This window comes from Bacillus sp. SW14 (genome assembly GCF_047608225.1).
Classification (GTDB): Bacteria; Bacillota; Bacilli; order Bacillales; family Bacillaceae; genus Bacillus; species Bacillus subtilis_G.
Genome location: NZ_JBLKRW010000001.1, coordinates 3,635,591 through 3,660,376, shown reverse-complemented (window position 1 = coordinate 3,660,376; position 24,786 = coordinate 3,635,591). Strand labels below are relative to the sequence as shown.

Here is a 24,786-nt window from a genome sequence, read left to right as displayed (position 1 = left end):
TTGAAGAGGAAAGGAAGAAGCAGATGGACCAAGAAACAGCGAAGCAGCGGGCAGAAGAACTGCGCCGCACCATCAACAAGTATAGCTATGAATATTACACCTTAGATGAACCGAGCGTCCCTGATGCCGAATACGACAGATTGATGCAGGAGCTGATTGCGATCGAGGAGGAGCATCCAGACCTCAGAACGCCTGACTCTCCTACGCAGCGTGTCGGCGGAGCCGTGCTTGAAGCGTTTCAGAAAGTCACTCACGGCACGCCGATGCTCAGTTTGGGCAACGCCTTTAATGCCGATGATCTCCGTGATTTCGACCGCCGGGTGTGTCAGGCGGTCGGTGACGATGTGGCGTATAATGTGGAGCTGAAAATAGACGGTCTTGCTGTTTCTCTCCGTTATGAAGACGGCTATTTTGCCAGAGGCGCCACAAGAGGTGACGGCACGACTGGAGAGGATATTACGGAGAATCTGAAGACGATCCGCAATATCCCGCTCAAAATGAAACGTGATCTGTCCATCGAAGTGCGCGGCGAGGCGTATATGCCGAAGCCTTCGTTTGAAGCGCTCAATGAGGAACGGATCAAAAATGAAGAAGAACCGTTTGCCAATCCGCGAAATGCCGCCGCGGGCTCACTCAGACAGCTCGATCCGAAAATTGCGGCGAAACGAAATCTCGATATCTTCGTCTACAGTATAGCGGAGCTTGATGAAATTGGGGTGGAGACGCAAAGCCAGGGACTTGATTTTCTCGATGAAATCGGATTTAAAACGAATCAGGAACGACAAAAATGCGGCAGCATAGAAGAAGTCATCGCGCTGATCGATGAGTTTCAGGCTAAGCGCGCTGACCTCCCGTATGAAATTGACGGCATCGTCATTAAAGTAGATTCCCTCGATCAGCAGGAGGAGCTCGGTTTTACGGCGAAAAGCCCGCGCTGGGCCATCGCGTATAAATTTCCTGCTGAAGAGGTCGTGACAAAGCTTCTCGATATCGAATTAAATGTCGGCAGAACAGGTGTCATTACGCCGACCGCGGTTCTCGAGCCGGTAAAAGTTGCCGGCACAACGGTCTCAAGAGCATCCCTGCATAATGAAGATTTAATTAAAGAGAAGGACATTCGGATCTTGGATAAGGTCGTCATCAAAAAAGCGGGCGATATCATTCCGGAAGTCGTAAACGTCCTAGTTGAACAGCGCACGGGAGAAGAAAAGGAATTCCGCATGCCGACGGAATGTCCGGAATGCGGAAGCGAGCTCGTTCGTATCGAAGGAGAAGTGGCGCTCCGCTGCATTAATCCTGAATGCCCGGCGCAAATCCGGGAAGGGCTGATCCATTTCGTTTCCCGCAATGCCATGAACATTGACGGGCTTGGCGAACGAGTCATCACACAGCTGTTTGAGGAGAACCTTGTTCGCAATGTGGCGGATTTGTATAAGCTGACAAAGGAACAGGTCATTCAGCTCGAACGAATGGGAGAAAAGTCCACTGAAAACCTGATCAGCTCCATCCAAAAATCAAAAGAAAATTCGTTAGAACGCTTGCTATTCGGACTCGGCATCCGTTTTATCGGCTCAAAGGCCGCAAAGACGCTCGCTATGCATTTTGAAAGGTTGGAGAACCTGAAAAAAGCATCCAAAGAGGAGCTTCTCGCGATCGATGAAATCGGTGAAAAAATGGCTGACGCGGTCATCACTTATTTTCATAAAGAAGAAATGCTTGATCTCTTGAATGAACTTCAGGATCTGGGCGTAAACACACTCTACAAAGGCCCGAAAAAAGTAAAAGCAGAGGACAGCGATTCTTACTTTGCCGGTAAAACAATTGTTCTGACTGGAAAGCTGGAAGAACTGTCTAGAAACGAAGCCAAAGCGCAAATCGAAGCGCTCGGCGGAAAGCTGACTGGAAGCGTCAGCAAAAACACAGACTTGGTCATTGCCGGAGAAGCGGCGGGAAGCAAGCTGACAAAAGCTCAAGAGCTGGACATTGAAGTGTGGAATGAAGAACAGTTAATAGAAGAGCTAAAGAAATAAGAGGAGTGTTTTCTATTGAAAAAGACGTTGGCAATGGCGGCAACGGCGGCAGTGTTAATGCTGTCTGCCTGCTCGTCAGGTTTTGGGGGGGAGAAGGAGGAAGAGATCACGCAAAAGACAGCGAAATCGTCAGAAAAAGCGATTGTCCCGAAATATAATATCTCTGACTCCTATTACAAAATGGTGCTGCCATTTAAGGCGGGAAAAGCGCGAGGCTTGACGACAGAACAGCTAAATACAAGACTGGACATTGATGAGTTTGAAACAGGGCTGATGCGTCTTGCCCAAGATTCTTTCTCGACTGAAGATTACCTGTTCCAAGAAGGGCAATATTTAGATGAAGATACAGTATTAAGCTGGCTGGCACGGAAAAAAACAGGCTCAGATCTGAAAAAAGCCCAAAAAGAAGATAAAGACTTCAAAAATGAAGGATTGAACCCGGCGCTTCCAAGCTCCGGTTCAACAGAAGAGAAATACGAAAGCAGCCCGGTTTATTTAGCGTCCATGCTGGAGCACGATTATTTAGTCAGAAAAGACAAGAATTCCATCCAGCTTGGCGGCGTGATGATCGGACTGGCGTTGAACTCTGTGTATTACTATCGTGAAAAAACAGGCGACCCTCAAAAAGAGGTGGAGATTAAGGACAGCACGCTCCGCAAACAGGGAGAAAAAATCGCGCAGGAGGTTATTAACCGCCTCCGTAAAAAAGATAACCTGAAGAATGTGCCGATCACCATCGCGCTTTACAAGCAGGCGTCAAAAACATCGATTGTACCGGGGAATTTCATCTCCAAAACAGAAGTCAAAGCAGGCTCCACGGATATCTCGAATTGGGATGACATCAATGAAACTTATGTTTTCTATCCGGCGGATACAACCACAGCAGAAAAATACCCGGATGACACCGAGGTCTTTAAGCGGTTCAAAAACTCAATCGAAGAGTATTTCCCGAACTACACAGGCGTTGTAGGTACAGCGTTGTATGAAAATGATGAAATGACGAAAATGAAGATCGACATTCCAATGCAATTCTATGGAAAAAGTGAAGTCGTCGCGTTTACCCAGTTCTTAACGGGTGAAGTGATGGATTACTACTCTAAGAGCTCACTTAATCTCGAAGTGAATATCACATCTTCAGATGGACAGGAAGCGGTTATTATCCGCAATGCAGGAGATAAAGAGCCAACTGTTCATATTTATGACTAAAATAAGGTAACCCCTTGCGTCGCAACGGCGCTGGGGTTATTTTGCGTCTATGTTGAATTTAGGTATCATTGGAGGGGATATATATTTATGTTATGATGTTCTAAAAATAGAAAAGGGTTGAAATTATGAAAAATAAATCCTTTTATTTCATATGGGCGGGTCAATCAATTGCCAATTTAGGGGATTCTCTATATGTATTGGTTCTGACCCTATTCACCTATCAAGTCACAGACTCAGCTTTTTTGGCATCGCTTGTGGCTATGATGCAATTTGTCGGACAGTCATTAAGCGCAGTATTTATACCTGTTTTTATTAATAAATACAGGCTCAAACAAATTTTGATTTTTTTGCAGCTGACGCAAACTATTCTTTTATCTTTGCTGCTTGTTATATTTATTATAGATTTTAAATCTATTTTTATCTTTTTTTTGATCGTATTTTTCATGTCGCTGTTAGATGGAGGAACCATCCCGGTCAGAAATTCTATGATTCCCCGTTTTGTTCCCAAATCCATGCTATTGAAAGCAAATAGTCTTGTATTAACCTCTGATCAAATCGTGCTCTTGCTCGGTTGGCTGCTCGGCGGCATTTTGATCAAATGGCTCGGGCCCCAATTGCTTTTAATGCTGACTTTTGTGCTTTATGGCACTTCGACAGTGTCTTTATTTTTTGTCAAGGATGCCGGGAAAGGAGATGCTGAAAAAGAAGAAAATGAGTCTTTTATTGATAAAATCTCAGCTGGCTGGAAAGCGATTTATCAAATGCCTGTCATCAGAATGCTGACTGTTCTAGAACTTTTATCTATGTTTGGCAGAAGCATTTGGACTGGGGCCATCATTCTTGTTTATGTCGATGAAGTGCTTCATAAAAGTGAGACATGGTGGGGATTTATTAATGCAAGCTATTTCGCCGGCACCATTACAGGCGGTTTAATTGTATGGAAACTTTCGAAAAACATCAGTGGAAAACTGTTCTCAATGATCTTATGGACATCACTTGCCATAGGTGCTTGCACATTATGTCTTGCACTAAACAAGTATGCGCTGGCATCCCTGCTTTTTGTCTTTATTCTGGGACCATCATTTCAGCTCAGGGGGATTGCGATCAGAACGTATGTACAGGAGAACATAAACGAAACAATGCTGCCGAAAATCCTGTCTGCTCAGCATACAATAAGTACATTTGTATACGGCGCTTCCATCTTAATTATGAGCAGTCTTACTGATTGGCTTGGTGTGCAATATGTCTTTTTCTTGAATTTTATCATTTTTACTGCTTCAGCACTTCTATCAATAAAATTAAAAAATGAACAAATATAGACAATATATTATAAATATTTACAAAGATATTTTTGTATGTTTAAATGGGTGTTGTTAAATATTTTTGTAAAGAGGTGGGAATTTTTGAATGGTAAATTGAATTTATTTCCTCTTTCTCATCATCAAAAAAGAATTTTAAATATCGAAAATTTATATCCTGATACAGCTATTAATCATATCGGCGGCCTTATACAAATCAATGGAAAGCTGAATCTGGAGACATTACAAAAAGCCATTCAGCTTTGTATCAGACAGACAGAATCCCTCAGAATACGGCTCGTGAAGCAGGAAGAATCAGTTCTTCAATACATAGACGAAAAAACTCAGGCGCAAGTGCCGTCAGCCGATTTTACCCAAACGGATTATCCTTATGAAAGAATGCTGGATTGGGCAGAACGAGAGTTTAAAATACCATTCTCTTTATATGATAACGCACTTGCTCAATTTTATGTGTTTCAAACAGATGAAGCGACATGCGGATATTTAATCAAATGCCATCATATTGTCGCTGATGGCTGGTCTATGAAAATCATCATTGATAAGATTAAGAATCTGTACATGCAGCTCACATCCGGTGAACTTCTTACAGAAGGAGCTGACAATTATTCGATTCTTATAGAAAAAGAGAAAAAATACCTTTCTTCATCACGATATGACAAAGATGCTACGTTCTGGAAAGCTGAATTTTCTCACTTGCCGGACAGCTTCCTGTCAAAAAGCTCTGCACACATTGCCGGAAAGCGCAAGCGGTATAAGCTTGACCAAAAGCATTCTGCCGCAGTTTATGAATTTATTCAACGACAAGGCTCTTCGTTAAACGCTTTGTTTACTGCATCGTTGTTTTGGTATTTAAGCAAGGTAACCGGAGAGAATGATTTTATTATAGGCACGCCGGTATTAAACAGATCAGGCAAGAAGGAAAAAAGCACTGCAGGGATGACGGTCAGTACGATGCCGTTCAGAAAGAAAACAGACAGTGATGTATGTTTTTCGGACTTTTTAAAAGAAGTCAATTCCGATTACATGAAATACTTTCTCCATCAAAGATACCCCTATGATGAATTGGTGAAGGAACTGCAGCTTGCAAAACAGGGATACGACCAGCTTTTCCAAATTTATATGAATTCATATAACACCGACCTGGCTTCTGATATAAGCGGGTGTCGTGTCGAATATGATGAATTATATAACGGGTCACAGCCTTATTCTCTGCAGATCGCTGTTAAAGAGTGGGATGAAGGCGGAGCGATCGAATTGCAGTTTGACTACAAGGTATCCGATCACAGCGAAGCGGACATTCAGCTATTGAATGAACGTTTACAGCGCTTGATTTTATCAGTCATCGAGAATCCAGATCTGGAATTAAGGAATTTGTCTCTATTAACTGAACAAGAAAAAAGAGACGAAATCGTGAAATGGAATCAGACACGGGCTGATTATCCGAAAGATCTCACAATCGATCAATTATTTCAAGGAAAAGCCGCACAGTATCCGTTTCATACAGCGATTGAGGATGGAACAAAACAGGTTTCCCATCAAGAACTGGATGAACGCTCCAACCAGATTGCCCGTTACCTAATCCATAAAGGAATAAGCCGCGGTCATTTTGCCGCCGTGAGCATGAAACATTCACCCGATTTGATCGCTGTGTTGCTTGGCATTTTAAAAGCAGGCGGCGCCTATGTGCCGATCGATCCCGAATATCCCGCCGAACGCATTCAATATATTTTGGAAAACAGCGAAGCGGCATTTTTTATCACAGATCCGCTTTTTGAGACAGACTGCCGTTTGCCAAGCCAAGTGAAAAAAATCAGTTTTGACTGCGCCATGTTTCATAATTTAGATACGGGACAGTTAGACATCAAGAACGATCCTTCCGACATTGCATATATGATTTACACTTCTGGATCAACAGGGCAGCCGAAAGGCGTGATGATCGAACATCAGAGCCTTGTAAACTACATTATATCAGCCTCTAAGAATTACACTTCTTCCCAAGATGATAGCTTTGCGCTCTACTCATCCATAGCTTTTGATTTAACCGTTACATCCATTTATACCCCATTAGTGACAGGAAATAAAATCATCATTTACAGACAAGAAGATATACCGGAGTTTGTACTCCATCGAATCGTAAAAGAAAAGAAAACAGCTGTTATCAAGCTGACGCCAGCACATTTAGCGTTATTGAAAGATGAAAATTTGTCAGTATCCTCTATAAAAAGAATGATCGTCGGCGGAGAGCAGCTGCCTGTTTTATTAGCACGCCAAATAACAGAATCATCAGATCAATGCATTGAGATTTTCAATGAATACGGACCGACAGAAGCGACAGTGGGATGTATGATCCACAAATATGACCTAAAGCAAGATCAGCGGGCTTCGGTGCCAATAGGGATCCCGATGCAGAACACTGAAATTTATTTATTAGATGAACAGCTGCAGCCTGTATTGCCGGGAACTCAAGGGGAAATGTATATATCAGGCGATAATGTCGCCAGAGGATATTGGAAGCGTCCGGATTTGCAAACCGAGCGTTTTCTGGATAACCCTTTCATGAAGGGCAGAAAAATGTATAAGACAGGCGATCTGGCGAAAAGAACGAATAATGGACTGCTTGAATATGCGGGGCGGAAAGATCATCAAATCAAATTAAAAGGCTACCGTATTGAACTGGGAGAAATTGAATTAGCTCTGCTTTCGCTTGAAGACATAGATGAGGCGGTTGTCATTGATTTTAATGATTCACAGGGCAGAAAACAATTGGCGGCATATGTTGTCAGCTCAACCAAAACGGCAGCGCTGGAGCTCCGGAAAAAGCTTTCTGACAAACTGCCTGTTTTTATGGTTCCGGCCTACTTTATTCATATGGATCGGATTCCGCTGACGCAAAATGGAAAAACAGACAGAGAAGCTCTCCCTGACCCTTTACTGTCTCAAGAGCAGACAGATTATGGATTGTTAACTGAAGAGCAGAAAGAAGCGGAGGCGGTTCTTTTAGAAACCGCGAAGGAGATTCTCGGCCAGACTGATATTCGCCCAGAGGATCATTTTTATCAGCTTGGCGGAGATTCTATCAAAGCCATTCAATTCGTTTCAAAAATGAAAGAAAAAGGTCTTTTTATCAAGACTCAGGATATGATGACATATCCCGTATTTAGAGAACTTGTCAGTGCCGTGACTAGCAAACAATCGGTTTCAATTTCTCAACAACAAGCAGAAGGCAGAGTGATGGGAACGCCGATTGCCCAATGGTTCTGGTCCTTGAATTTAAAGTGCGCTCATTTCTGGCATCAATCGGTTATGCTAACTGCTGAAAAAGAGATTCATCTTGAAGATGTAAAAGCGGTTCTATCTATTTTGATCAATCATCACGACAGCTTGCGAATGAATGTAGAAAAAGAAACGAATACCTTGTTTTATCACAATACAGATATCGAACCTTATGCCGAATACTGGGATCTGTCTAATTTTTCCGAGGATGAGCAAACCAAACAAATAGCGGTAATCGGACAGGAAATGAGAGAAAGCACTGACTTATACAATGGAGTGCTTTTTAAAACCGGAGTGATCAAAGCAAACAAAAAAACGCATTTGTTATTTACAGCTCATCACCTGATCACGGACGGTGTATCATGGCAAATTTTGATTGATGATTTTCTTACTCTTTTACATTCAATAGATAAGAAGGAAGAGGGGAGACTTCCTTTAAAGACACATTCTTATCAGAAATTTTCAGATTCGATCCATGAATATGCTAATTCGCGTGAAGCGGAAGAAGAATGCAGCTATTGGGATGAAAAAGTGAAACAGATTGAGCCTCTCTATGAGGTTTGTTCGGAAAATTCCAAAGTTAAAGATAGCTTAAAACTGAAACGGGCTTTGAGCCGCCAGATGACTCAAAAACTGCTCAGTGAAGCAAATGAGGCGTATCAAACCCAAACCAATGATTTGCTTATCGCTGCGTTAATCCGGGCTTGCCATCATTGCACAGGCAAAGAGGTTATTTCTTTGGAATTAGAAGGTCACGGAAGAGAACCAATAAAAGAAGATTTAGATTTTTCAAGAACGTTCGGGTGGTTTACAGCGATGTATCCTTCCGTATTTCAGGCAGAGGCTGAACTGCCGGCGCAAATCCGGTCAGTGAAAGAAAACCTGCGGAGCATTCCCAAAAAGGGTATTGGCTACGGCGCTCTCACCTATTTGAGTAAACGAATGCCGGCTCACAGGAAGCCTGAGCTACGCTTTAATTATCTAGGAGAAGTTGACCGTTTTTTAGCAGACAAATCAGAATACCGGATTACTTATTTAAATTCAGGCGCCGAGTCATCACCGGAAAATGATCTGACAGTCAGTCTTGATTTGACAGCGGGAATCTATGACGGACAGCTAACGTTGGATCTAATCTGCAGCGATCTTTATCAAACAGGAGATATGGAACAGCTTTTAGATGAGTTTTCTGTACAGCTGAAGGAGCTGGCAGAACATTGTTGTAAACAAGAGTCTGTCGAATATACGCCATCAGATTTCGAGACCGCCTCATTATCTATTGAAGAATTGGATTCTTTGTTCAAATGATGAGAAACGTATGGCTGGTTTTATGTTTTTGTCTGTCAATTCTAGTCTGGGATGGCGGGCAGGTAAACGCTCAGACACCAGTTGATAAGCGCATTGACGCCCTGATTGAAAAGCAAATGAAGGAAAGCGGAATACCCGGGATCTCTATGACAGTGGTAAAAGGAGATGATGTTGTATATGAAAAGGGATTTGGTTATGCCGGCGAAAGGCATAGCCGCCCTGTATCTACTTCGACATTATTTGAGATGGGCTCAACCTCTAAAGCGTTTACTGCACTGGGTGTACTTAAGCTTGTACGTTCGGGGGCAATCAGTCTAAATGACCCTGTCAGCCGGTATATCAGCGGATTTTATCCAGTTTATGACGGAAAGAAAGTAGATATCACAATTGATCAGCTGCTGCATCATACAAGCGGGATTCCTTTTTTATCGATAGCTGATATCAAAGTTGATTCAAAAGAAGATGCCTTGGGGAAAACGGCGAAGGGATTAAGGGGAGTTGAGCTTAGCCATAAACCGGGAAGCACATTTGAATATGCCACAATCAATTATGATGTGCTGGGATATATCATCGAACAGGTATCAGGCCAGCCGTACGAGCAATATATGGCTGAGCACGTTTTTAAGCAGTTAGATATGTCAAACACGTATGCTGGACGTCACGCTGGACAGGCCGGCTATGTATCATCAGGTTTTAAATTTGGATTTCTAAAGGCCAGAGCCTATAATGCGCCTGAGTATCGAGGGAACACGCCTGCTGGATATATCATCACGAACGCAGAAGATTTATCCAAATGGCTTCGTTTTCAGCTCAATCGCAGTGACACTGATATAAGCCGTTTGATCGAGCAGAGCCACCAGCCTGATAAAAGCGTAAAAACGGATGAGCCGGGCGTTTATTATGGTGCGGGATGGTCAATTTTTGAAAAAAAGGGCGCAGTCAAAGAAATGTTCCATGCCGGCTCCAACCCTAACTTTTCTTCGTTTATTATCATCAGCCCTAACGATAATGCGGCTGTAGGGGTTTTGGCAAATATGAACAGCGCGTACGCTGAGAAAATCGCACGTTCTGTTTTAGAAGTGGTTGCCGACCAAAAGCAAAAACAGGACGGTTCTGTCACTGACCCGTTTCAGGTCATTGATCAAGTTGCGGTTGCCATGCTGGTTTTATTCAGTTTATTGCTTATTGTTTTGCTGTGGAGAATTTATATTTTTCTAAAAAGCGTAAAATCGAAAAATGTTCCTGTTCAGCAGCGAATCAGAATAAAGGCGCTGCTTTGGGGGATTTTGCTGGCAGCGGGAATAGTGGCGCCTAAGCTCATTTCAGTCTTCGCCTTTAATGGATTGCCTTGGAGCATGATATTTATTTGGGGGCCCGGTTCTCTTCTTTATTTGGCAGCGGTTTATTATATGCTGCTCTTTGTCTCCTGTCTATTCGGTTTAGCCGCATGCTTTTTCAATCACGGTGCCGCAAGAAGGAGTGAAACGCATGAAATGTGAAGCATACATCCCTGGTATTCAGCCGTTTAATGATTTATTTTATCGCAGCTGTTTTTTTAACTGTTATTTTTCCGTGGTTCGTTCATTTCAGCAGGAAATCTATCCTTATCTTTTAAATGACGTGTATTCATATCAATTAGATGAAGACGGTTATCCAATAATAGATCGGACAGAAGTTTATGATCCTGAGTATGTCATGAATCAGCAGGGAATAAGCGCGGATAAGCAATCGATGAGCAGCAGTCTCATAGATGATGTCAAACGGGATGTTCTTAAAAATAAACCCGTCATCATTTGGTTGGATACATATGCACAGCCTTATAGACAGGAATATATGTCTAAGCATAATCGGAACAGCATACTGATTTATGGCTTACATGACGCAAATCAAACTGCTCTTGCCCTTGAAAACCGTTATCCCGATAACTTGTCATATGAAGGCAGACACATTTCATATGATCATTTGGCCAAAGCCTATCAAGGCTTTCATCGTTATTTCCAGACTCCTGCCGCTTTTCATTCTTATGCCTCCTTTTCTTATGATCCGGGCAGGGATCGCTCAGGGCAAAGCCTTTTCAAAGATGCTGCTGCCTTTTTTGTTCATAACATCACCGAGCACTTAGATCGGATGTTATCCGGTTTGGCGAGCTTCAGCCGGTTTACTGAGGAATTTCACGGCATAAAAGACAGCGAAAAACTCCTTCATTCATTTAATGGAATTTTAAATGTGAAAAAAACAGAGCGATACCGTCTCGCATTTCTTCCGGCTTTTGAACAGCTTGCCGCTGTGACATCTGACATTATCGATGAATGGGAAGCAGCGCGGCATCTTGCGGCTAAGCTTTATTTTTCAGGAAGATCTTCTTCTGGTTATAAAGACCGGATCAAAGATTCACTGCAGAAAGTGCTGGAGCTGGAAGCAGCCCATATTGAATGTTTGAAGGATATTGGTAAAGAGGAGAGGGTCAAATGATCAAATTATTCTGTCTGCCGTATGCCGGGGGGGCGAGCACCATCTTCAGCGGATGGAAAAGGTTTCTTGATGCGTCAGTTGAACTGGTGGCCTTAGAACTTCCCGGACACGGAACGAGAATGTCTGAACCGTTGCTGCATCATGCGGAATCCGTGGCGGAAGATCTTTTGGAACAAGCAATACCCCATTTGGGCCATTCGGATTATGCCATTTTTGGACACAGCATGGGATCGCTGCTTGCATATGAACTGCAAAAGAAGTTAGCCGCGGAACATAAACAGCCGATCCATATGTTTTTTTCCGGACGTTTCCCGCCCCACATCCCGGAAAAGAAAGTGCTTCATCAGCTTTCAGATTCCGCTTTAAAACAAGCGATTATTGAAATGGGGGGTGTACCAGAAGAATTCAGCAAAAATGAGCAGGTGCTTGACTTTTTCCTTCCTATATTAAGAGCTGACTTTGAGTTACTGGAAACATACAAGAATACAACTGTTGCTCCTTTATCCTGCGATATTTCGGTTTTGTATGGAGAACGTGATCTGCCGTCAGTGCTGTTTGATTTATCCGACTGGAATCAGTACACCGATCAGTCATGCAGATTTTACGAATTTGAAGGAGATCATTTTTTCATTAATCAGAAGACAGAAGAAGTGACAGCTAAAATCAATCATATTTTGAATCAGACAGGAGTGGTGTGAAATGGATTTCAGAACTGCCGGTGTTATCGGAGGAGGCGTCATGGGGGCCGATATGGCTCTTGATTTGTCTGCGAACGGGTATCAAGTGATTTTGCTGGATATCAGTGATGAAAAACTGAAAGCCGCAGAGGAAAATATTAAAAAGACATTCAGGCTTGTTCAACTAATGCGGAAAGAAAAATTCAGCATGTCACTGGAAAATGTGCTTGATAACATTCAATTCACGACTGAGCCGCACAATTTGGAGCCGGCTGATATCGTCATTGAAAACGTAACAGAAGATTGGGAGATAAAAAGACAAGTGTATTTACAACTAAAGGATATCTGCCGAGAGGATACCATCTACCTTGTAAATACAAGCTGTATCTCAATCACGAAGGTTGGTTCACTGATGCATCGTCCGGATAAGGTAATTGGAGCGCATTTCATGAATCCTGTTCCTCTGAAAGAACTTGTAGAGGTGATTCGGGGCGATGCCACTTCTGACGAGACTGTCAATGCAGCCGTCGAGTTTTTGAAATCTTTCGATAAAAATCCTGTCGTCGTTTATGATTTGCCTGGCTTTGTGTCAAATCGTGTATTAATGCTGACCATTAATGAAAGCATTTGGACGGTTCAAGATCAAGTGGCGACACCAGCCAATGTGGATAAAATCTTCCGCGGCGGGTTCGGGCATAAAATGGGTCCGCTCGCGACTGCGGATTTAATTGGTCTTGATACGATCCTTAACTCCTTGCTGGTTCTATATGAAAGCTACAAAGATTCAAAATTCAGGCCATGTCCGCTGCTCGTGAAAATGGTAGACGCAGGAAAGTTAGGGAGAAAGTCAGGACAAGGATTCTTTCAATACAGTTAAAGGAGGAGCAGACCATTGAAAAAGGGAGTTAAGTGTGTTGTCTGGGATTTAGATCATACGCTATGGGATGGTATTCTGCTTGAATCTGATGATGTAAAGCTGAAGGACAATATTAAAGAAATTTTGACTGAGCTTGATGAACGCGGCATATTGCTGTCTGTCGCAAGCAGAAATGACGAAGCTGCTGTTATGGGAAAATTAAAGGAATTTGGAATTGATCATTTCTTTCTATATCCGGAAATCAGCTGGAATGCCAAATCGGTTTCTTTGGAAAAAATCAGCAAAAACCTCAATATCCATAAGGATACGCTTCTCTTTATTGATGATCAAGCATTTGAAAGGGAAGAAGTGCAAAATGCCCATCCAGAGATTTCGTGCTGGGATGCCGTTCGATATAAGGATCTCATCGTCGATCCTTTGCTGAAGCCTGCATTCGTAACGGAGGATGCCAAAAGACGCCGGCAGATGTATCTTGAGGATGACCGCAGAAAAGAGGACGAAGAGCAGTTTGAAGGACCGTCCGAACAATTCCTTGCCACTCTGAATATGAAGTTTACGATCAGCCATGCGCAAGAAAGCGACTTGCAGCGGGCAGAAGAGCTAACGGTACGTACAAACCAGCTGAATGCAAGCGGAAAAACATATGATTATCAGGAATTAAATGATTTCCGAAAGTCAGATTCTCATTTGCTGTTAGTTTGCGAGCTTGAGGACAAGTACGGTTCTTATGGAAAAATCGGACTCTCTCTAATAGAAGAAAAGGGAGATGAATGGCATATTAATCTTCTTTTAATGTCTTGCCGCGTGATGTCCCGCGGCGTCGGTACGATTTTGCTGACAGCCATTATAAATGAAGCGAAACAACAAGGGAAAAAACTGTTTGCCGATTTTAAACAAACGGATCGAAACAGAGTCATGTATATCACATATAAATTTGCCAATTTCAAAGAACATACGAAGGGCCCGGACGGCTTCATCTTATTTGAAAATGACTTGAGCCGGATTCAGCCTTATCCTGCGTATGTCGAGGTCAAAACGGAATTCAGCCAATCACCTGTTGCAAAAAGCAGAAATTAATCTAAATAGCGGGGAGAGCAAATAGATGAATCTTCATGAACAAATTAGAGAATATATTGAACAAAATTTGGTGGTCTTTGACGATGAAATCGAATTAACCAATGATGATCACATTTTTGAAATGGGATTTGTGAATTCTTTATTTGCGATGAAACTTGTAACATTTCTTGAGCAAAACTTTGGGTTTCAGCTTGATAACGAAGATTTAGATATTGCTAACTTCAGCACAGTAAACCGAATCGTCAGCCTAATTGAACAGAAACAGAACGGGGCGCTTGCTAATGAAAACAGCTGAGATGAAAGCCGACATCATTCAAGATTTCCGAGGTTACTGCGATGAAAAAATCAGACCTTTTGCAGGCGAATTTGATGAGAAGGAATGCATCCCGGCAGCATTAATAAAAGAGTTAGGGAGCAAATCTTATTTTGCTGCGGGTATTCCGGAAGTTTATCACGGATTGGGATTGAACCCTGTCGAGTACGGTTTGTTTACTGAACAAGCAGGTAAAGCGTGCTGTAATATTCGAACCCTTTTGACTGTAAATTCGTTAGTCGGTGAATCTCTGCTGCGGTACGGTACAGAGCGCCAAAAAGAAGAATGGCTTGTCCCCATCGGAAAAGGAGAGAAAATCGGAGCGTTTGCATTGTCTGAACCAAATATTGGTTCAGACGCAAACCACATTGAAACATCGTATACAAGAAACGGAAGCAGCTATGTCATCAACGGGAGAAAAAAATGGATTTCTTTTGGCGCCATTGCTGACTTTTTTCTGGTTATAGCCCGTGATAGAGAAGTGGTTACAGCCTTTATCGTAGACAGCCGCCAGAGCGGAGTAACGGTTAAAAAAATGGAAGGCATGATGGCCAATAGAGCTTCTTATCTTGCGGAAATAGAGTTTGACAGCGTCGAGGTTTCTGAAGATCAGATATTAGGGCCAATCGGGGGCGGCTTTAATTACATCGTTAATTTAGCCTTGGATCATGGGAGGTACAGTGTGGCATGGGCCGGCTTGGCGATTGCACAGGAAGCCGTCGATTCTTTAGTCACATATTCACGGAAGAGAAGCCAATTTGGAGAGAAGCTCTACAAACATCAAATGATTAAAGGAATGATCGGTGATGCTGTAACACAGCTGCATGCAGCCCGAGCCTTATGCATGAAAGCAGGCGAAATGCGGATGAAACAAGATCCAGAGGCCGTGACGGAAACGTCTATCGCGAAATATTTCACTTCAAAGATTGCTGTGGAGATTACCAATTCAAATGTGCAGATCCATGGAGGAAGCGGTTTCAGCAGAGATCATTCAGCTGCCCGCTTGTACAGAGAAGCCAAAGTGTTGGAAATCATTGAAGGAACATCTCAAATTCAGCAGCAAGTCATAGCGAATTATGGATTGAGACGATATTTTGTCAAACATATATAGGCAGAGGATGGAGAGGATTCTGTGAGTGAGCAAATGAAAAAAATAGATAAAAATAACATAGCCAACATTCTCGGACTGACCACCATTCAGGAAGGTCTGCTTTTTCATCATTTAATGGAGCCGGAAGGTAATGCTTATTTTGAACAAATGCTAATCAAGCTAGAGAGTGAGCCAGCCCGCGATCTTTTTGAAAAAGCATGGCAGCAAACGGTTCAGCAAAATGAAATGCTTCGGACGGTGTTTAGGTGGAAGGAAACAGCTAAGCCAATTCAGGTTATATTAAAGCATCATAAAATAGATATCCGTTATCTGAGCCTCTCGTTCGAGAAAGGCATTTCTCAGGAAAAGCTGAAGGAAGAGCTTGCGGAGAGTGACCGGGAAGAGCCGTTTCAGCTTCAAGAAGTACCTTTCCGTGTCACACTGTATCAAACAGAAGAAAATGGGACCTGGATGATGATCAGCTTTCATCATATCTTGATGGACGGCTGGAGCATGGGGATTGTCCTCAAAGAGTGGATGGAGTCCTATCAAGCGTTAGCCACGGGTCAAACACCTGTTATACCGCAAAAACCGTCGTATCAAGCATTTGTGAAATGGCAGCAGGCACAGCAGCGTAAAACAAAAGACAGCCAGGCGTCATTTTGGAAAGGATTATTGAAAGACTGGGAGCCCGTGCAATTGCTGCCGAATACAGAAAGACCAGGGAAGCGAAATGCTATTTTTTCTAAACATGAAATACAGCTTCCAGCTTCAGCAGGAAAAGCTCTGCGCTCACTCGCTTCTGAAAGGCAGGTTACACTGGCTTCAATTCTATATAGTGTCTGGGGTCTGCTGCTAAAGAATTATTCTGATCAAGAAGAAGTGGTGTTCGGGACAACCGTTTCCGGAAGAGGCGCGGATGTACCTGGAATAGAACAAATGACGGGGCTGTTTATCAATACCATTCCGCTTCGTCTCCGCTTCACGCCTCACTCCACTCCTTTAGATGTGATTCAGCTTGCACATGAGCAGATTGCTAAGAGAAGTGAGTATGAACATACACCGCTGTCTGATTTAAAAACCTATGCGGGTCTGACCGCTGAGCAGTCATTATTTGACACGATTGTCGTGATTGAAAATTATCCGCTTGACCAGATGCTTAAGTCAAACAGTCTTCCTCTTTCAATCGAGCAATACGACATGTTTGAACAAACTGAATTCGATTTGACATTGAGTGTACAGGCTTTTGATGAGCATATCCATTTTTCATTTATATACAATCCTGGTGTCATGTCTGCTCTTCAAGTGAAGCAGCTGGGAGATCATTTTCTCAACCTGTTATCGGAAGTTATTGAGTATCCGGCAGACAGATCTGTGCACCGCTTGAATATGCTTTCCGAAGACGAAGTGCATTATCAGCTTGAAGAGTTTTGCAACTATAAAGGTATGACCGGCAACACACATCAAACTGTTATTGATTTGTTTGAACAGCAGGCGGAAAAGACGCCGGATGCGCTTGCTGTGGACTTTCGCTCGGAATCCCTGACCTACGATCAATTAAATAAAAAAGTGAATCAGCTCGCCCGCTTTTTAGAAAGTCGGGGAGTCAAACCTGCACAAAGAGTCGGTATTTTAACAGAACATTCAATTGAAATGGTGATCGCTTGTCTCGCTGTATTAAAAGCGGGCGGCGCTTATGTCCCAGTTGATCCCGATTATCCTTCGGAAAGAATTGAATATCTCCTGCAGGACAGCGGGATAAAACTTCTGCTGACAGAAGATATTGAGGGGCTGGTTTACTCGTTCGATGGTGTGAAAGTAGATATTACCGATCAAAACCTTTATCAAGGAAACGACAGCAATCTGGTGAAACAATACGGTTCGCAGGACATTGCGTATTGCATCTATACCTCTGGAACAACAGGCAGGCCAAAAGGGGTGCTTGTTAAGCATCTTGGTCTTGAAAATTATGTTTCCTGGGCCGCCGAGCAATATGTAAGAGGTGAGAAAAGAGATTTTGCCCTTTATACCTCCCTTTCTTTTGATTTAACTGTAACTTCTATCTTTACCCCGCTTATTACAGGAAACGCAATTATTGTGTATCGTGATAAAAACAAGCAGCTTCTTGTGGAACAGATTCTGAAAGATAATCGAGCCCATGTTATGAAGTTAACGCCGTCCCATCTGCATTTCATTTCCGGAATGCCGTTTCGGGACAGTGTGATGAAGTGCCTGATACTGGGGGGAGAGCAATTAGAAACCTCTCTTGCGGCGAAAATTGAACAGAACTTCGATGGGGAAATTGAAATCTTTAACGAATATGGCCCGACGGAAACGGTAGTCGGCTGCATGATTCACCGCTACTCATCTGAAAGGGATAAAGGTCTGTATGTGCCGATCGGCCGGCCGGCAGCACATACTGATATATACATTCTAGATTCACATATGAATCTGCTGCCTCAGGGAGCAGCAGGAGAACTATATATTGCCGGAAAAGGAGTAGCAGAAGGCTACTTAGGCCGGGAGGAACTGACGGCAGAGCGCTTTGTGGCGCATCCTTTTAAACCCGGAGAAAAAATGTATAAAACAGGAGACGCAGCCCGCTTTTTACCGGATGGAACCATTCAGTTTTTAGGCAGAAACGATGACCAAATCAAACTTAGGGGCTATCGGATTGAGAGCGGGGAAATTGAGCACTGGCTCTGCCGGTACGGGCGTATAAAAGGGGCAGCGGCTGTCGTGAAGAAGGACGCGTCCCAGACGCCGTGCCTGGCTGCTTATCTTTTCACTGATGAGACGATTGATGAAAAGCAGCTGCGCGTTTACTTGCGCCGTTATTTGCCGGAATATATGATCCCATCCCGATTTATTGTGATGAGTGAGATGCCGCTGACGGCCAATGGGAAATTGGATAAAAAAGCACTGCCCGAGCTTGCAGCAGAGACAAAACGAGAGGTGTTTGCATCGGCCCCCGCTTCTGAAACAGAAAAGATGGTGCTGGAGGTTTGGAAACGCGTACTTGGTCAAGACAGCATCAATGTGCAGGATAAATTTTTTGAAATCGGCGGCACATCCCTGCATTTGATCCAAGTCAATCAGCAGCTTTCTAAGGAAACGGGAAAAAGTATTCCAATGGTTGAGATGTTCCGCCGTCCAACAGTCCAATTGCTTGCTGAGTTCTTGTCAGGCCATGATGAAGAGCAATCAAAAAAGAAAACACAATTAACATCAAAGCGGAAGGCACAATCAGATGAAAACATCGCCATCATCGGTATGGCCGGGCGTTTTCCTGGAGCTGAAAACATAGATGAGTTTTGGCATAACCTGCAAAATGGCAAGGAATCTATCTCTTTTTTCACTGATGAAGAGCTGTTTACGGCAGGCATTGATGAACAAACATTTACGAGAACTGATTATGTAAGGGCGAAAGGAATCATCGACGGCCCCGATTTATTTGATGCCTCCTTCTTCGGCTATTCACCGGGACAGGCAGAGGTTATGGACCCGCAAATCCGTCTTCTTCATGAGTATGTATGGAAAACACTTGAAGATGCAGGGTGTGTTTCAGCTGAATATGAAGGGAAAATCGGTTTGTTTACTGGAACAACCTCAAATTTTCAATGGCTCCAGCATTTCGCTGATTCATTAGACGGCAGGATGTCAGAGCTGTTTGAAATCGGCTCTTTAAATGATACCTATACGATCAGCACGCGAGTTGCTCATAAACTTAATTTAAAAGGTCCAGCCATTACACTGCAGACAGCTTGTTCAACCTCCTTGGTGGCGTTGCATTTGGCTTGCAAATCAGTGCTGAATGGAGAATCTGATGTGGCTCTCGCAGGCGGTGTATCCATTCTCCATCCGGTTAAGTCAGGCTACATCTACCAAGAGAATATGGTGAAATCACCAGACGGTCACTGCCGAGCCTTTGATAAAGACGCGAAAGGCACTGTAGGAGGCGATGGAGTCGGATTTGTCGCAGTGAAATCGTTGAGCCGCGCTTTGGCTGACGGCGATAGGATCTATGCGGTTGTAAAAGGGTCTGCAGTCAACAATGACGGTGACCAAAAGGTAGGCTTTAATGCGCCGAGTGTGGAAGGCCAGACAGAGGTCATAAGAGATGCGATTGCTGACGCGGGGATTGAACCTGAAACCATCAGCTATGTGGAAACTCACGGAACAGGCACAGCTCTCGGAGATCCAATTGAAATAGAAGCCTTAACAAAAGCGTTTCAAACGAATAAGACCGCGTTTTGCAGGATTGGTTCCGTAAAAACGAATATTGGGCACCTTGATGCTGCTGCTGGAGCGGCAGGTCTCATTAAAACAGTTCTTTCTCTGAAGCATCAACAATTTGTGCCTAGCCTTCATTTTAGGGAAGCGAATCCGAATATTGATTTTGAAAACAGTCCTTTCCTTGTGAATGACAAGCTCCGAATGTGGAAGAAAACAAATACCCCAAGACGAGCAGGCGTGAGCTCATTCGGTATGGGCGGCACCAATGCCCATGTGATTCTGGAGGAAGCGCCTGTCAGTGAACGTGAACAACATTCGCGTTCGTATCAGCTGTTTCCGCTTTCAGCAAAAACGATGAATGCTTTAGAAAAAACGAAAGACCTTTTGCTCGAGCACATGGAAAGGAACTCAGAGCTTAATGCAGCGGACGCCGCTTATACGCTGCAGGCCGGGAGACAGCACTTTGATTATAGGCAAATGTTTGTGGCAAAGGACAGACAGGATGTCATCCGCCTGCTTTCTGAGAAAAAGGACAGAGGACTTAGCCGAATGTCGCGGATTCAGGAAAAGAAGGGTAAAAAATTGATTTTCATGTTCTCGGGCCAAGGCAGTCAATATGTGAACATGGGCCGTGATTTGTATACGGAGGAGCCGTTTTTCAAAGAGACGATGGATCATTGTTTTCTAGAATTCTATGAAGCGACCGGCGAGAGGCTTGAGGATATTCTATACCCTGACCAGCAGGATGAAGACGCTGCCGCGAAAAAGCTTCAAGAGACGAAATATGCCCAGCCTGCTATTTTTATGCTGGAATATGCGCTGTCACTTTTGCTGATGAAGTGGGGGCTGCGGCCATGGGCTATGATCGGCTACAGCTTTGGTGAACTAACGGCTGCCGCGGTAGCGGGAGTGTTTACGCTCAGTGACGCTATCAAGCTCATCAGCTTACGTGGACAAGTTATGCACGAAGCGCCGTCAGGCATCATGCTAAGCGTCCCATTGCCAGAGGAAGAATTGAAACCGATTCTCCCTGATTGCATTTCCTTGGCTGTTGTTAATGACGCTTCTTGCATTGTGTCGGGGATTGAGTCTGACATTTCCGTATTTGAAGAACAGTTAAAAGCCAAAAAAGTGCTTTGTATGAGAGTAAAAGGTTCAATTGCTGCTCATTCGCATGTCATGGCTTCCGCAGCTGAACGATTTGGAAATACAGCAAAGCACATTTCTTATCAAAAACCGGATGTTCCTTTCTTTTCAAATTTAACGGGAGACTGGATAGCGGATGAAGAAGCCGCGGACTATGACTATTGGAAGCGGCACATGACTGAGACTGTTCGCTTTGCCGAGGGTATTGACGTGTTAACGAAGCAGGAAGATGCTATTTTTATCGAAATTGGCCCGGGACAGGACTTAAGTGTGCTGGTGAAGAGATCGATTAAGGATGAGCTGCGCCAGCATGCTTGCAATGTGCTGAAACACAGCAGACAGAGTATGTCAGATGTCCAATTTTTACTCAGCAGAATTGGCACGCTGTGGATGTATGGCGCGGACATTGATTGGCGCGGGCTGCACGAGGGCAGAAATCCTGAAAAGGTCTCTATGCCTCAATATCCTTTTGAAAAGGAATCCTTCTGGTACAAACGGAAACATACTGCCAGCGGAAAAGGCAAAAAACATTTCGAAGGAAAGCTCCCGGTTCAGGAGTGGTTTTATCTGCCGCAATGGGAAAAAGAAATCCTGCCGATTTCTCGCGAGATTGAAGCGACGGAACAAAGTTTGCTTGTCTTCATGGAGGATAGTGATTTTGGCCATAAGCTTATTCGGGGTCTTCAACCAGCCTGTGCTTCTTGTGTCATCATTAAAAAAGGGCATAACTTTCAGCAGATTGAAAAAGGAGTGTACACACTCCGCCCGGACTCTGCGGAAGATTACTGCCGTCTCTTTGAAGTGTTGGAGAAGGGAAACATCCAGTACAGCCGGATTTTGCACCTCTGGGGGCTGGCAGAGAAGAATGAATCAGCTGCTGCCGAGTGGATTGAGCAGATGCAAAACGAATCCTATTACTCTTTGCTTTACTTAGGGCAAGCATTGAAAAAGAAAGAAACAAAGCAGGACATTTCGATCTTTGTGTTATCGTCCCTTACTTATCAGCTTGGCGGAGAAGACATGCTGTATCCAGAGAAAGCCGTACATCTGGGGCCGAGTATGGTCATATCTCAGGAAACACCGTTCCTTCGCTATCGAGTGATTGATATAGACAGGCAGAAAGAAGATTCCTGGAAAGAAGACAAGCTGCTGGGACTCATCAGATCAGAGTTGATGACCGAATCAGGCAATCTCTTAACGGTTTACAGAAGTAATAAAAGGTACACCAGGAATTTTATTCACAAAGCAGTGCCTGCAGAATCATCGCAGGGGCACCTTCGTCCCGGAGGTGTATATATTCTGATTGGCGGTCTGGGCTTCATCGGTTTACATGCTGCAAAAACCATTGCTGAGAAAACAAAAGGAAAACTTATTCTGACAAGCCGTTCCGGCTTACCGCCGCGGAGTGAATGGGAGTCCTTAATCAGCACGCATGCTGAGGATGATCCAACCGTTAAAAAAATAAAATCAATATATGAGATAGAAAAAACAGGCGCAGAAGTCACTACCGTTGCTGCGGATGCAAGCTGTGAAGCGGATATGTCTGAACTGGTTCATATGGCTGAACGTAAGTACGGCTCCATCCACGGTGTAATTTATGCAGCTGGAATAACAGGCGAACAATCATTCAGAATGATGGAACAAACGGATAAAAGTTTCTCGGATGCTCACTTTCAAGCAAAAATGACGGGCGTTGCGGTATTAGAAAAAGTGCTGGCTGATCGACCGCTTGATTTCTGCTTTTTGATTTCGTCCTTGTCTCCAATATTAGGAGGACTTGGATTTACCGCCTATACTGCCGTTAACCAGTTTGTTGATGCCTTTGTATATAAACATAATGCGCAGCATCCTGTTCAGTGGACAGCCCTAAATTTAGACGGCTGGGAATTTGAAGACGGCAAAAAACCGGATATTCCAATCGGAGGGGATTTAGAAAATACCCTGATTCGTACGCATGAGGGCAGAGAGATCTTTGAGAAGATTTTTACATTTGATCATATGGATCAGATTGTAGTGTCTGCCACGGATCTGCAGGAAAGGATACAAAAATATGTGAACCGTCTGCAGAAGCCTAACGGTGAAGAGCAAGAGGAAGTATCGCTGTACGGCCGGCCGGAACTTACCGCTGAATATGCCGAACCGGTGACTGATATGGAAAAAGAACTTCTTGTTCAATGGCAGTCGTTTTTCAAGATTGATCAAATTGGCATAGACGATGATTTCTTTGAAATGGGCGGGGATTCGTTAAAGGCGATTACTTTCATTTCCATTATTCATCAAGCATTCAATGTGGAAATTGCGCTGCCGGATTTCTTTAACATTCCGACGATCAGGCAGATGGCCGAATTTATCAGCCAAGCCGACAAGAAGATGTACAGAAAGATAGAAAAAGCTGCGAAAAGGGATTATTATCCGTTATCCTCAGCGCAAAAACGACTTTATCTTGTACAGCAGTTAGATCCAACAAGCACAGGCTACAATGAGTTCACTGCCGGCAAGATTGCAGGAAAGCTTGACATGCAAAGGCTTGAGAATGTGTTCAAGCAATTGATTATACGTCATGAGAGTTTAAGAACATCCTTTAAAGCAATAGACGGTGTTCCTATGCAGTGCATAGCTGAGCATGCGGAATTTCATGCGGACTTTTTTGACCTATCAAATGTGGCAGGCCAGGAAGGGCAAAATCAAAAAGAACAAGAAGTCATCAGCAGCTTTTTAAAGCCGTTCCAGCTTGATCAGGCTCCTTTGATGAGAGTTGGTGTTATGAAGAACTCTGAAAACGAGTATATTCTGATGCTCGATATGCATCATATTATTTCTGACGGTTTATCTCAGGATATCTTGGTCAGCGAATTTATGGATCTGTATGACGGCAAGGAGCTTGCGCCGCTTGAATTGCAATATAAAGATTTCTCAGAATGGCAGAATCTGATGCTTCAGTCTGATGATCTGAATGAGGTGAAAACATATTGGCTGAAACGGCTTGATGGATTTAGTGAGCTTCAGCTGCCGGCTGATTATCAGAGACCTGTTGTCAAAAGCTTTGCCGGCGCCCATTATCGTTTTTATATAAGCAAAAAAGAGCTGGAGGCGTTCAAAGCCATTATGGCCGATGAGGATGCCACGCTGTTTATGGGACTTTTATCAATCTATCAAATCCTGCTGCATAAGCTTACTGGACAGTCCGACATTGTAGTCGGCGTTCCGGTCGCGGGGAGAAGGCAGGAGGAACTGCAGCGGATCATCGGTATATTCGTTAATATGCTTCCGCTTCGGTTTTATCCGAAAAAAGAGATGGCGTTCACTCAATTTCTGCACCATGTCAAGCAGCTGGTGATAGATGACTTTGATCATCAAGATTATCAGTATGAACATATGGTTCAAGATTTGAAGTTAGATAGGACGTTAAATAGGAATCATATTTTTGATACTGTTTTTGCACTGCAGAATCTAAGCCAGCCTGCTTTAGAGGTAGACGGGATCTCATTAACCGACTATGAATATGAAACAGCGGTTTCCCGGTTTGATTTGCTTTGGATCGCTTCAGAAGACGAAAACGGTTTATCTTCTGTCATTGAATACAGCACTGAGCTGTTTACAAGAGAAACCATTGAAAGCATTGCGAAAGGGATTAAAAAGGTGCTGTCAGCCGTGATTGATTGTAAGCAAACCTCTCTCGAGGATATTGACCTGACTTCAGGCATCAATGATTTAGAAAAGGTATCGTTGTTGGAACTAGACGATCTGAAAATCTAGCAGAAATAG

The 24,786-nt window shown here is 43.6% G+C and carries 12 protein-coding genes; all 12 read left to right on the top strand.

Annotation, left to right across the window (positions count from 1 at the left end):
• Nucleotides 1-23: 23 nt before the first annotated feature.
• Nucleotides 24-2,030, top strand: a complete 2,007-nt coding sequence (gene ligA, locus ACMX2I_RS18475; protein WP_414957914.1) for an NAD-dependent DNA ligase LigA — start codon at nt 24-26, stop codon at nt 2,028-2,030.
• A 15-nt stretch (nt 2,031-2,045) separates the two neighbouring features.
• Nucleotides 2,046-3,236, top strand: coding sequence for a CamS family sex pheromone protein (locus ACMX2I_RS18470; protein WP_394716619.1), 1,191 nt, complete (start codon nt 2,046-2,048; stop codon nt 3,234-3,236).
• Between the two features lie 125 nt (nt 3,237-3,361).
• Nucleotides 3,362-4,555, top strand: a complete 1,194-nt coding sequence (locus tag ACMX2I_RS18465) for an MFS transporter (RefSeq protein ID WP_087991361.1) — start codon at nt 3,362-3,364, stop codon at nt 4,553-4,555.
• 84 nt (nt 4,556-4,639) lie between these two features.
• The gene (locus ACMX2I_RS18460; RefSeq protein WP_414957912.1) at nt 4,640-9,133 is read left to right on the top strand and encodes an amino acid adenylation domain-containing protein; all 4,494 of its coding nucleotides are present in this window, start codon (nt 4,640-4,642) and stop codon (nt 9,131-9,133) included.
• Entirely contained in the window at nt 9,130-10,632 is a 1,503-nt protein-coding gene (locus tag ACMX2I_RS18455; RefSeq protein ID WP_414957910.1) for a serine hydrolase domain-containing protein, read from the top strand. The genes ACMX2I_RS18460 and ACMX2I_RS18455 overlap by 4 nt, the downstream gene beginning before the upstream one ends.
• Nucleotides 10,622-11,605, top strand: a complete 984-nt coding sequence (locus tag ACMX2I_RS18450; RefSeq protein WP_414957909.1) for a hypothetical protein — start codon at nt 10,622-10,624, stop codon at nt 11,603-11,605. Before ACMX2I_RS18455 ends, ACMX2I_RS18450 begins: the two co-directional genes overlap by 11 nt.
• Nucleotides 11,602-12,303: a thioesterase II family protein gene (locus ACMX2I_RS18445; RefSeq protein ID WP_414957908.1), complete on the top strand. Its 702-nt coding sequence runs from the start codon at nt 11,602-11,604 to the stop codon at nt 12,301-12,303. Before ACMX2I_RS18450 ends, ACMX2I_RS18445 begins: the two co-directional genes overlap by 4 nt.
• A gap of 1 nt (nt 12,304) precedes the next feature.
• Nucleotides 12,305-13,159 carry a 3-hydroxyacyl-CoA dehydrogenase family protein gene (locus tag ACMX2I_RS18440; protein ID WP_414957907.1) on the top strand — a complete coding sequence of 285 codons (855 nt, stop codon included), beginning with the start codon at nt 12,305-12,307 and terminating at the stop codon, nt 13,157-13,159.
• A gap of 15 nt (nt 13,160-13,174) precedes the next feature.
• Nucleotides 13,175-14,236 carry an HAD-IIIC family phosphatase gene (locus tag ACMX2I_RS18435; protein ID WP_414957905.1) on the top strand — a complete coding sequence of 354 codons (1,062 nt, stop codon included), beginning with the start codon at nt 13,175-13,177 and terminating at the stop codon, nt 14,234-14,236.
• Between the two features lie 25 nt (nt 14,237-14,261).
• Entirely contained in the window at nt 14,262-14,531 is a 270-nt protein-coding gene (locus ACMX2I_RS18430) for an acyl carrier protein (RefSeq protein WP_414957903.1), read from the top strand.
• Nucleotides 14,518-15,660, top strand: coding sequence for an acyl-CoA dehydrogenase family protein (locus ACMX2I_RS18425; RefSeq protein WP_289346614.1), 1,143 nt, complete (start codon nt 14,518-14,520; stop codon nt 15,658-15,660). Before ACMX2I_RS18430 ends, ACMX2I_RS18425 begins: the two co-directional genes overlap by 14 nt.
• A gap of 21 nt (nt 15,661-15,681) precedes the next feature.
• Nucleotides 15,682-24,777 (top strand): amino acid adenylation domain-containing protein, encoded by a 9,096-nt coding sequence (locus ACMX2I_RS18420; RefSeq protein WP_414957901.1) that lies wholly within the window; start codon nt 15,682-15,684, stop codon nt 24,775-24,777.
• The last annotated feature ends 9 nt before the right edge of the window (nt 24,778-24,786 follow it).